Source organism: Mesorhizobium sp. C372A, assembly GCF_030323245.1.
In the GTDB taxonomy this organism is placed as follows: Bacteria; Pseudomonadota; Alphaproteobacteria; order Rhizobiales; family Rhizobiaceae; genus Mesorhizobium.
Map to the genome: position 1 here is coordinate 1,181,708 of NZ_CP100475.1, position 10,829 is coordinate 1,192,536.

The 10,829-nt window shown below is 63.6% G+C and carries 7 protein-coding genes; 3 read left to right on the plus strand and 4 right to left on the minus strand.

Going from position 1 to position 10,829, the window contains the following annotated elements:
• Positions 1 to 219: 219 nt before the first annotated feature.
• From NLY42_RS05465 to NLY42_RS05475, 3 genes are all read right to left on the minus strand, one after another.
• Entirely contained in the window at positions 220 to 2,592 is a 2,373-nt protein-coding gene (locus tag NLY42_RS05465) for an aldehyde dehydrogenase family protein (protein ID WP_023755440.1), read from the minus strand.
• A 224-nt stretch (positions 2,593 to 2,816) separates the two neighbouring features.
• Complete coding sequence (gene deoC, locus NLY42_RS05470; protein ID WP_023703681.1) at positions 2,817 to 3,866, minus strand: deoxyribose-phosphate aldolase; 1,050 nt, start codon at positions 3,864 to 3,866, stop codon at positions 2,817 to 2,819.
• A 206-nt stretch (positions 3,867 to 4,072) separates the two neighbouring features.
• A complete protein-coding gene (locus tag NLY42_RS05475) occupies positions 4,073 to 4,900 on the minus strand; it encodes a ferredoxin--NADP reductase (RefSeq protein ID WP_023671300.1) in 828 nt (275 codons plus the stop codon).
• A 219-nt stretch (positions 4,901 to 5,119) separates the two neighbouring features.
• Between NLY42_RS05475 and NLY42_RS05480 the strand changes: the two genes are divergently transcribed.
• Positions 5,120 to 7,204: a hydantoinase/oxoprolinase family protein gene (locus tag NLY42_RS05480; protein WP_023755441.1), complete on the plus strand. Its 2,085-nt coding sequence runs from the start codon at positions 5,120 to 5,122 to the stop codon at positions 7,202 to 7,204.
• 1 nt (position 7,205) lies between these two features.
• Positions 7,206 to 8,888 (plus strand): hydantoinase B/oxoprolinase family protein, encoded by a 1,683-nt coding sequence (locus NLY42_RS05485; RefSeq protein WP_023755442.1) that lies wholly within the window; start codon positions 7,206 to 7,208, stop codon positions 8,886 to 8,888.
• 22 nt (positions 8,889 to 8,910) lie between these two features.
• Here the strand turns inward: NLY42_RS05485 and NLY42_RS05490 are convergent, their stop codons facing one another.
• Complete coding sequence (locus NLY42_RS05490; RefSeq protein WP_023755443.1) at positions 8,911 to 9,801, minus strand: SGNH/GDSL hydrolase family protein; 891 nt, start codon at positions 9,799 to 9,801, stop codon at positions 8,911 to 8,913.
• Between the two features lie 255 nt (positions 9,802 to 10,056).
• On the opposite strand from NLY42_RS05490, the gene NLY42_RS05495 reads away from it, so the two are divergent.
• Entirely contained in the window at positions 10,057 to 10,827 is a 771-nt protein-coding gene (locus tag NLY42_RS05495; protein ID WP_023755444.1) for an ABC transporter substrate-binding protein, read from the plus strand.
• Positions 10,828 to 10,829 lie beyond the last annotated feature (2 nt).

Here is a 10,829-nt window from a genome sequence, read left to right on the forward strand (position 1 = left end):
ACAGGCGCGACTATGCGGCCTGCACAATCCATCAGTCCAAAATAACAAATGTTTTTTCTGGTTAAAGAACACACGTCCGGGCGTCAAGCCCGAACGCGATCACCTTCGCGACGGCCGATGTAATGCACATCGCTTGCTCTGATGCAACAACATGTATGACAACCGGGCAACGAGTGACGCTGCCATGGTTCGCTCAAGCACAGCGCGTTTCAGGCGGCATTAGTCGCCGTATGGCACCCAGACGTTCTTCACTTCGACGGCGCGGCGCAGCAGGGCATCGCCGGCGGCCTCGTCGGACGCCCAGTCGAGGCTGCGGCCGTTGCCGGTCCAGACGCGCTTGAGATTGCCGACGGAATCGGCCTCCGCCTTGGCGCAAGTGTCGGCATCGGCAAACAGCCAGAGCCCGTCGACATCGTCATGCTTGGCCAGCACGCCGGAAAGTTCGGCGCTGCGGCCGGTGACGATGTTGATGGCGCCTGCTGGAACGTCGGAATATTCGATCACCTGGTAGAGATCGGTGGCGAGCAGCGGGTATTTTTCCGACGGCACGGCGACCACGGTGTTGCCCGTGGCAAGCGCAGGGGCGATCAGGGAGATGAAGCCAAGCAGCGGCGCGCTGTCCGGCGCGACGATGCCGACGACGCCGACCGGCTCGTGCAGCGCCAACGTGACGGCGCGGGCCGGCGGCTGATGCACCCTGCCCTCGAACTTGTCGGCGAGGCCGGCATAGAGGAAGAGCCGCTCGATGGACTGTTCTATTTCCTCCCGCGCGGCCTTGGCGTTGGCGCCGGTCAGTTCGGTGAGACGGGCGGCGAACTCGCCGGCACGGCCGGACAGATTTTCGGCGAGGTAATAGAGCACTTGGGAGCGATTGTAGGCGGTCGCCTCCGGCCACGCCTTGCAGGCGCGGGCGGCGGCAACGGCGTCGCGGATGTCCTTGCGGCTGCCGAGACCGACTTCGCCGGCCAGCTTGCCCCTGGCGGTGGCGACAGAAAGCGAATAATTACCATCGGGCCGCACCTGCTTACCGCCGATGAACAGTTTGGCCGTACGATCGATGGCGCCGCCATCCGATTGCTCGACGGGCTGCGCCGAAGAGGTCGCCGGCTTGATCACGGGACCAAGCGGCAGTTTCACCGACAGATATTCGAACATGCCCTCGCGGCCGCCTTCACGGCCAAAACCGCTTTCGCGGTAGCCGCCGAAGCCGCAGGCTGCGTCGAACATGTTGGTACCGTTGACCCAGACGACGCCGGCCTTCAGCTGCGGCGCGACATGCAGCGCGAGATTGATGTTTTCGCTCCACACCGAGGCGGCCAGCCCATAGCGCGTGTTGTTGGCAAGCTCGATCGCTTCCTCGGTGTTGCGGAAGGTCATGGTGGCCAGAACCGGACCGAACACCTCTTCCTGCGCCAATATATTTGCCGGCGAAACACCGGTGGCGAGCGTCGGCAGGTGGTAGTAGCCGGAAGACGGCAGCACCGCGTCGGGCTGCCAGCAGACGGCGCCCTGTCTGGCGCCTTCGGCGACCAGACCCTTGACGCGGTCGAGCTGTGTGGCGTCGACCAGCGGTCCGATATCGGTGTTCTTGTCGAGCGGGCTGCCGACGCGAAGCCGGCTCATCCTGACCTTGACCTTGGCGATCAAGGCATCGGCAATGCCTTCCTGCACCAGAAGCCGTGACCCGGCGCAGCAGACCTGGCCCTGGTTGAACCAGATGCCGTCGACCAGTCCTTCGACGGCGCTGTCGAGATCGGCGTCCTCGAAGACGATGAAGGCCGATTTGCCGCCAAGCTCCAATGACAGCTTCTTGCCCGATCCAGCCGTGGCTTTCCTGATGATCTTGCCGACCTCCGAAGAGCCGGTGAAGGCGATCTTCTGGATGCCGGGATGGTTGACGATGGCGACGCCCGCTTCCGGCCCGCCCTGGACGATGTTGACGACGCCCTTGGGCACGCCGGCACGCTCGCAGACCTCGGCAAACAGGATGGCGGTGAGCGGCGTGAACTCGGCCGGCTTCAGCACCACCGTGCAGCCGGCGGCGAGCGCCGGCGCAATCTTCCAGGCCAGCATCAGCAGCGGGAAATTCCATGGGATGATCTGGCCGACGACGCCGACACCCTTGTGGCCTGGGAAATCCTTGTCCAGCGCCTGTGCCCAGCCGGCATGATGGATGAAATGGCGGATGGCCAGCGGCACGTCGATGTCGCGGCTTTCGCGGATCGGCTTGCCGTTGTCGATTGACTCAAGCACTGCGAACAGGCGCTGATGACGCTGCATCGCGCGGCCAATGGCGTAAAGCACTTTTGCGCGCTGGTAGCCCGAGGATGCCGACCATTTCGGTAAGGCCTTGGTGGCTGCGGCGACGGCTGCGTCGATATCGGCGGCGCCGGCATCGGAGATCTTGGCCAGCAGCTTGCCGGATGAGGGTTCGCTGGTCTCGAAGGTCTTGCCGCCGCCTGCTGCCTTCCAGCCGCCGTCGATGAACAGCGCCTTGCCGAAATCGCGTCCGGCAAGCCAGGCATCGGCCTCGGTGCGGGCTTCCGGCGCCGGGCCGTATTCCATGGCGTGATAGCGTTCGAGAATGTTCATGACGCGCTCCAGATAATCGTCTTGGCAGGCGTTCTGTGGCGCCCCCCTCTGTCCTGCCGGACATCTCCCCCACAAGGAGGGAGATTAGCCTTCGCGCCTGTCGGCTCTGAAACGTCGACAATTGGCGAAATCGCCGACGTTAGCCAAACTCCCCCAAGTGGGGGAGATGTCCGGCAGGACAGAGGGAGGCGCGAAGGAACTCGACGTTCAAGGCCTTCTCCGCCTCACGCCATCGCATGGCGGTGGTTGGCCGAATAATGCCCGGTCAGATGATGCTCGAGCTGGCGCTCGATATCGGTCAGCAGGCTCGAGGCGCCGAAGCGGAACAGGTCTGGCTCCAGCCATGGCCGGCCGAGCTCCTCCTTCATCAGCACCAGCCAGTCGAGCGAAGCCTTGGCTGTAGAGATGCCGCCGGCCGGCTTGAAGCCGATGAGAAAGCCGGTCTCCTCGAAATAGGCTCGGATGGCGCGCACCATGGCGAGGCCGACGGGCAGCGTGGCGTTGACGCTTTCCTTGCCGGTCGAGGTCTTGATGAAATCGGCGCCCGCCATCATCGCCACCATCGAGGCCAGCATGACATTGCGCAGCGTCGCGAGGTCGCCGGTGCCGAGGATAACCTTGAGATGCGCATCGCCGCAGGCTTCGCGCATCGAGACGATCTCGTTGTAGAGCTCCTGCCACTTGGCGCCGAAGACCAGGCCGCGCGGGATGACGACGTCGATCTCGTCGGCGCCGTCGCGCACCGATGCCTCGATCTCCTGCAGGCGGGTCGACAGCGGCGCAAGGCCGTGCGGGAAAGCGGTGGAGACGGCGGCGACATGGATGCCGGTGCCGCGCACGGCATCAACAGCCGTCGCGACGAATGGATGATAGACGCAGACCGCCGCCGGGCGGATTTTTTCGCCCTCGATGCCAAGCCCCTCGACGATGTCGCGGCGGAACGGGTTGATCGCCTTGGCGCACAGGCGGCGGACGCGCTCTTCGGTGTCGTTGGAATTCAGCGTCGTCAAATCCATGCAGGAGACCGCGCGCAGCAGCCATGCCGCCTGGTTGTCAGCCTTGATCGAGCGCCGCTTTGTGAGGCTGGCGACCCTGCGTTCCAGCGCCGAGCGGTTGACCGAGCGAACCGATTCCATGAAGCCGAGATCGAGCCGCATGCCGGTGTTGCGGGCAATACCGTGGCTTTGCGGCACGGGCGTGTTGGCGGCCGCACGTGCCGGCAGCGGCGTGACCTTGGACGCGCCGAGATCGGCTTCGCGGATTGTGCTGCTCATCTCCTGCCCTTTCGCTCGACGATTTTACGTCGTGGTGCGTGTCGTTGCTCCCGGACTTGGGCGACACACACCGAAGATAGCCCGTGAATCGATGCTTCACGAGTCCTTCAAGGGCTCATAACGGAAAAAGGCGGCAAAAGCAGCTGAATTTTGACCACATGGTCAAAACGTCAATTCAAGACGTGGCGCCGAGGCGCCGGCTGATGTCAGCCGACGAAAGCGCGCTCGACGACGAAGGTCGAGGGATGGCTGAGCGAGCCCTCATGGAAGCCGAGGCTTTCGGCCATTTCCTTGACGTCCTTCAGCATATGCATCGAGCCGCAGATCATGATGCGATCCGTCTCCGGATTGAGCTTCTCGATGCCGAGGTCGTCGTAGAATTTGCCGGAGCCGATCAGCGCGGTGATGCGGCCCATGCGCGCCGACTCTTCGCGGGTCGTCGAATTGTAGAGGGTGACGCGGCCGCCGGTCAGTTCGCCGATCAGGGGATCGTTCTCGAGCGCGGCCACCAGTTCCTGGCCATAGGTCAGTTCGGCATTGTCGCGGCAGGTGTGGGTCAGGATGACCTGATCGAATTTTTCGTAGGTATCGGGGTCGCGCAGAAGGCTGGCGAAGGGCGCAATGCCGGTGCCGGTCGAGATCATGAACAGGCGCTTTGCCGGGGTCAGCGCGTCGACAACCAGCGTGCCGGTCGACTTCTGGCGCATGATGACGGTGTCGCCGACCTGGATCTTCTGCAGCTCGGAAGTCAGCGGACCATCCGGCACCTTGATCGAGAAGAACTCCAGCTCTTCGTCCCAGGCCGGGCTGGCGACCGAATAGGCGCGGTACACCGGCTTTTCGGCATTGGGCAGCCCGATCATGACGAACTCGCCGGAGCGGAAGCGCAGCGACTGCGGACGGGTGATGCGGAACGAGAACAGGCGGTCGGTGTAATGCTTCACCGAGACGACGGTTTCGGCATAGACATTGGCCGGAATCGGAAACTGCAGCGGACGGGCGCCGGCTGTGTTGAGTGCGGATGTGGTGTTCATCAATCCAACTCTGTCTTGCCCACGCCTGTGCGGGCGCCAAACCGTTTCCTGCGCGCCCAGACCATTCAGGTCCCGGCGAGCCGTTCACACACTCCAAAGCAGTGAGCTCTTGTGTCCCAAATTTATTAGTATACAAACGATATTTGTGTCAAGATACCACGCTAAAACAGCTTTCCAAACTGCGGCATATTCGTAGTTCCGCCATTTCGGATTTCGACAATGAAAGAGAAATTTTCGGTGAAGCAGCCGGATTCCGCGGGCGACGTCGTTGCCGGCATCGATGTCGGCGGAACCTTCACCGACCTCATTTTGATCGACGGCAAAGATGGCGGAAAGGTGCATATCGCCAAGACGCCGACGACGGTCGACAATCAGGCGTTCGGCGTGGTTTCAGCGCTGGGCGCCACAGGCTTTGCCATAGACGGCATCGACCTCATCGTGCATGGCACGACCACCACGACCAATGCGGTTCTGGAACGCAGGCTGGCGAAAACCGGCATGATCACCACGCGCGGTTTTCGCGACGTGATCGAGCTTGGCCGCCGCACACGGCCGCAGCCCTATGGCATGACCGGAAGCTTCGTTCCGATCATCCCGCGTGATCTCAGGCTGGAAGTTTCGGAGCGCGTCGAGGCGTCGGGCGCGGTGCGCACGCCGCTCGACGAGGCCGAGATGCGCGACGCCGTGAAGACGCTGATCGCGGCCGGCTGCGAGTCCCTCGTCATCCATTTCCTGCATTCCTACGCCAACCCTGGACATGAGCGGCGCGCGGCCGAAATCGCCGCCGAGCTTTGGCCGAACGGCTACATCACGACTGGCCATGCGCTGCTGTCGGAAGCCCGCGAATTCGAGCGCGGCGTTACCGCCGCGGTCAACGCCTCGGTGCAGCCGATCCTCGAGCGTTATGTCGAGCGGCTGCGCAAGGAATTGGCCGCCAAGGGCTATGCCCGCGACTTCCTGATCATGAACGGCAATGGCGGCATGATCTCGGCCCGTTTCGTCACGCGCGAGTCGGCCAAGACCGTGATGTCCGGCCCGGCCTCCGGCGTCATCGCCGCCGCCTATACGGGCAAGCGCGCCGGCTTTGAAAACCTCGTCACCTACGACATGGGCGGCACCTCGACCGACGTGGCGCTGATCCGGAATGCGGAGCCCGCCGTCTCGAACGAGATCGAGATCGAATATGCGATGCCGATCCATGTGCCGATGGTGGCGGTGCATACGGTCGGTGCCGGCGGCGGCTCCATCGCCCGGGTCGATGCCGCCGGGCTGATCCAGATCGGCCCGGAAAGTGCCGGCGCCAATCCCGGCCCGATCTGCTACGGCCGCGGCGGCCTGGAGCCGACCATCACCGACGCCAATCTGGTGCTCGGGCGGCTGGCGCCGAAGAAGCTGCTGGCGGTCGAAAATCCGGTCACCGTCGAGCGCGTCACCGGCATCTTCGAAGACAGAATAGGCAAGGCCGCCGGCCTCTCCGGCGTCGAGGCGGCGGGCGCGGTGCTGCGCCTCGGCAACATGAAGATGGCCGGCGCCATCCGCATGGTCTCGGTGTCGCGCGGCCATGATCCGCGCGATTTCGCGCTGTTCGCCTTCGGTGGCGCCGGACCGTTGCATGCCTCCGCGCTGGCGCGCGAACTCGGCCTGCCCCGCGTGCTGGTGCCGGCCCGTCCGGGCATCACCAATGCGCTCGGCTGCGTCGTGGCCGATCTGCGTCACGACTTCGTCAACACCATCAACCAGCCGGTCGCCGTGCTCGATGAAGCCCGGCTTCGCGAGGTGCTGGAACGTCACCGCGGGGAAGGCGAGGAACTGATCGGCAAGGAAGCGGTGAAGCCGGAAACGATCCGCGTTACGCACTCTGCCGACATGCAGTTTGTCGGCCAGACCCACATCATCAACGTGCCGTTGCCGTCTTCATCGGTGACAAGGCAGGAGTTGCAGGCGCTGTTCGAAAAAGCCTATTTCGCCCGCTTCAAGGTCGAGCTGCCGGAGATCCGCGCCAATCTGGTCAACCTCAACACGTCGGTGACGGGCGTGCGGCCGGCGATCGACCTGTCACGGCTGATCGACCCGGCCGGACGTACAGAGACGCTAGACGAGGCGCTGCGCGAAACAAGGCCTGTCTGGTACGCAGGACGCTGGCACGATACGCCGATATACGCACGCGAAAAGCTGCCGTCCGATGCCGTCATCGAAGGGCCGGCGATCCTCGAACAGATGGACGCCACCACCGTGCTCGAACCCGGCGACCGCGCAAGATCGGACGCCGACGGCAACATCATCATCGATATCGGCGAGGCCTGAGATGCAAAAGCTCGACGCCATCACGCTTTCGGTCCTGCAGGCTGCCCTCCAGCAGGTCTGCGACGAGATGGATCTCACTTTCTCCCGCGCGGCCTTCTCGCCTGTCATCGCCGAAGCCAATGACCGCTCCGACGGCATCTACTCGGCCGTCGACGGCTCGCTGATCGCACAAGGCAGCCAGGGCCTGCCGGTGTTCGTCGGCGTCATGCAGTATTCGACCAGGACGGTGATCGAGATGATCGCCGACGGCCGCTGCCTGCCACCTGAGCCGGGCGACATCTACATCGTCAACGATCCCTATCTCGGCGGCACGCATCTGATGGACGTGCGCTTCGCCATGCCGGTCTACCGCGACGGCAAGATATTTTGCTGGCTATCGAATACCGGCCACTGGCCCGATATCGGTGGCTCGGTGCCGGGCGGCTTCTCCGCTTCCGCCACAGCCGTCGAGCAGGAAGGCCTGCGGCTGCCGCCGGTCAAGCTGTTCAAGAAGGGCGTGCTGGACACGGAAATCTACGCCATCATCTGCTCCAACATCCGCGTCGCCGACCAGCGCATCGGCGATATAAGAGCGCAGGCCGCAGCACTGCTGATCGGTCAGGACCGACTCAATGGAATCCTCGATCGTTACGGCGACGAAACTGTCGTCGGGGCCATCGCCGAACTGCGTCGCCGCGCCGCCGAGCAGATGCGCGCCAACATCTCCGCCATTCCCGACGGCACATACAGTTCGAAGGCCTTTGTCGACTCGGACGGCGTGGTCAACGAACCGCTGACCATCGCGCTCGCCGTCGAGAAGCAGGGCGACACGCTGACCTTCGATTTTACCGGCTCGTCAAAACCATGCGCGGGGCCGATGAACAGCGTGCTGGCGACGACATTGTCGTCGGTCTATCTCGCCATGCGCCATATTTTTCCTGATGTGCCGATCAGCGCCGGCGCCTTCGAGCCCCTGATCGTCAAGCGGCCGGAAGGCACCTTCCTCGACGCCAAATACCCGCGGCCGGTCTCGGGCTGCGCGGCTGAAGTCTCGCAGCGCATCGCCGAGGCGGTGTTCGCCGCGATGGTACAGGCGCTGCCGGACAAGGTGACGGCCGCGCCCGCCGGCTCCAGCGGCAATTTCGCGCTGGGCGGCAACGATCCGGCGCGCGGCCGCGACTATGTGATGTATCAGATCTCCGGCGGCGGCTATGGCGGCAATTCAGGCCATGACGGGCTGACCAATGGCTGCTCGACCATCGGCATTTCCAAATCACCGCCGGTCGAGATCATGGAGCAGGCGTTTCCTGTGCTCTACCGCCACTATGCCTTGCGCGAAGGCTCGGGCGGCGCCGGCAAGCAGCGCGGCGGCTTCGGCCTCGCCTATGAGGTCGAGATCTTGCGAGGCGAAGCGCGCGCGTCCTTCGTCATGGACCATGGCCGTTTCGGCCCGCAAGGCGCGCTCGGCGGCAAGGACGGCGCGGTGAACACGGTGACCGTGTTCCGCGACGGCGAGGCACATGTGCCGCCGCATCTATCCAAGGAGCAGGACATCGCGCTCAAGGCCGGCGACCGCGTGCGCGTCGGCACACCGGGGGGTGGCGGCTATGGCGATCCGCGTGAGCGCGACCCGAAACTGGTCGCCGAAGACATCAGGCTTGGTTACTACACCGATGAGCAAGCCAAAGAGCTGTTCGGAACCTGACAGCTGACAGGCCCGAGCCGCGTCAGGTCTGCAGCTTGGCCTTCAGCGCATCGGCGAATTTCTGCGCGATCTTCTTGAAGCCGGCGGGATCGGGATGCAGTTCGTTGGCCCAGTCGGCCACCTTCAACGTTCCCTGCGTGTCGACCAGATGGAAATTGTTGTTGGGATCGTTGGCCAGGCGCTTCACCACATCGCGGAACGCCGCCAGCGCGTCGTGAACGATGACCGTGCCCTTGGCGACCGTCCAGTTGCAGAAATCGAGCGACGGTTTCAGCCACGGGCCGACACAGGACGGATGCGCTCCGTTCGGGATCGGAAAATCATAGCAATGTCCAAAGATCGGCACGCCTGGCGCGACGCGGTCGCGCAGCGCGAACAAATCGAGATAGCAGGCCTCGACCATGCCGAGCGCCTTGGTGAAGCGGTTCTTGTTCAGCCCGGGGGCGTGGCCGTCATTGAAGTCGAGGAAGATGCAGAACTGGTCGCCGGCAATGTCGTTGCCACCGGCAGAGAACAGGATGGCATCGGGCTTGCCGTCCAGCCAGTTGGCCTTGTTGCGCAGGGCGGCGATCATGCGCTGCTGCTTGGGCAGCGACATCTCGTCGGTCGCCGCATCGCCATGATGGGCAAGGTTGAGGATGGTCGGCGGCATCGAGCCGATGCGGCGCAGCTGCGCGATCACGTCGGTGTCGACGAACGGAAAGCCGTTGCCGGTGAGCGGATAGTCGAACCAGGAATCGCCCTGCGCTAGCATCACCAGCGGCCGGTTGGCGACGGCCGCCTCGAGATTGCCGGCGCTTTCCCTTGCGGTTTCGAGCCGCTCGATGTTGGCCTGGTGAACCCTGATGCGCTTGGCGATGTCGTCGTCGATGCGCCGTTGCGCGGCTTCCTGCACGAATTCCTGCTGGTCCATCCCCAGGTCCCTCCCACGACCGTCTACTTCCAGCTGAGCATGCGCCCATGTCCATGATCGGTCTGTAATTTAGATCACAGTAAGATTTCCTGGGGAAGGACCGCTTGCCGCGCCGTGATCGCCGCAGAGCATGTCGTTTCCGTCTCCGTGGAGTCTGCAAAAGACCATAGACTTCTATCCTTGTTTTCGCGCAATTCCGGACGGGAAACCGCCAACACCTTCCCTGGAATTGCTTAGTCAACGGAGATCAGGAACATGCGTCTTTTCGGTCGTTTCGTGCTTGCCGCTTCCGCCGCCCTGCTGCTTGGGACCGGTGCGGCCTCTGCCGAGAAACTCAGGATCGGCACCGAGGGCGCCTATCCGCCCTTCAACTACGCCAATTCGGACGGCACGCTGGGCGGCTTCGACATCGACCTCGGCAAGGCGCTGTGCGCCGAGATGAAGGCCGAGTGCGAATTCTCCGTGCAGGATTTCGATGGCTCGATCCCGGCGCTGCAGGCCGGCAAGTTCGACGCCATCATCAACATCACCATCACGCCGGAACGGGCCGAGAAGGTCGAGTTCACCCACAAATATTACCAGACGCCGCCGGCCATCGCCGTGCCGAAGGATTCGACCATCGCCGGCACATCGCCGGACGATCTGAAGGGCAAGGTGCTGGGCGTGCAGAGCGCAACCATCCACCAGAATTTCGCCGAGCAGAAATACTCCGGCTCGACCGTGAAAGCGTATCCGACCGGCGACGACGCCCGCACCGACATGGCCAATGGCCGGCTCGACGCGATGATGGATGGCTCGATCATCCTGACCGAATGGCTGAAGAAGCCCGATGGCGCCTGCTGCAAATTGCTCGGCACGCTGACCGCCGATCCGGCCATTCATGGACCCGGCGTCGGCATCGCCCTGCAAAAGGGCAACAAGGAACTGGCCGACAAGTTCAATGCCGCCATCGACGCCCTGCGTGCCAACGGCAAGTACAAGGAAATCAACGACAAATACTTCTCGTTCGACGTCTACGGAAGTTAACC

Excerpts from the sequence above, each read along its gene's own strand:
- NLY42_RS05465 (WP_023755440.1), bottom strand. The coding sequence starts at position 2,592 with ATGAACATTCTCGAACGCTATCACGCCATGGAATACGGCCCGGCGCCG.
- deoC (WP_023703681.1), bottom strand. The coding sequence starts at position 3,866 with ATGAGCAGCACAATCCGCGAAGCCGATCTCGGCGCGTCCAAGGTCACG.
- NLY42_RS05475 (WP_023671300.1), bottom strand. The coding sequence starts at position 4,900 with ATGAACACCACATCCGCACTCAACACAGCCGGCGCCCGTCCGCTGCAG.
- NLY42_RS05480 (WP_023755441.1), top strand. The coding sequence starts at position 5,120 with ATGAAAGAGAAATTTTCGGTGAAGCAGCCGGATTCCGCGGGCGACGTC.
- NLY42_RS05485 (WP_023755442.1), top strand. The coding sequence starts at position 7,206 with ATGCAAAAGCTCGACGCCATCACGCTTTCGGTCCTGCAGGCTGCCCTC.
- NLY42_RS05490 (WP_023755443.1), bottom strand. The coding sequence starts at position 9,801 with ATGGACCAGCAGGAATTCGTGCAGGAAGCCGCGCAACGGCGCATCGAC.
- NLY42_RS05495 (WP_023755444.1), top strand. The coding sequence starts at position 10,057 with ATGCGTCTTTTCGGTCGTTTCGTGCTTGCCGCTTCCGCCGCCCTGCTG.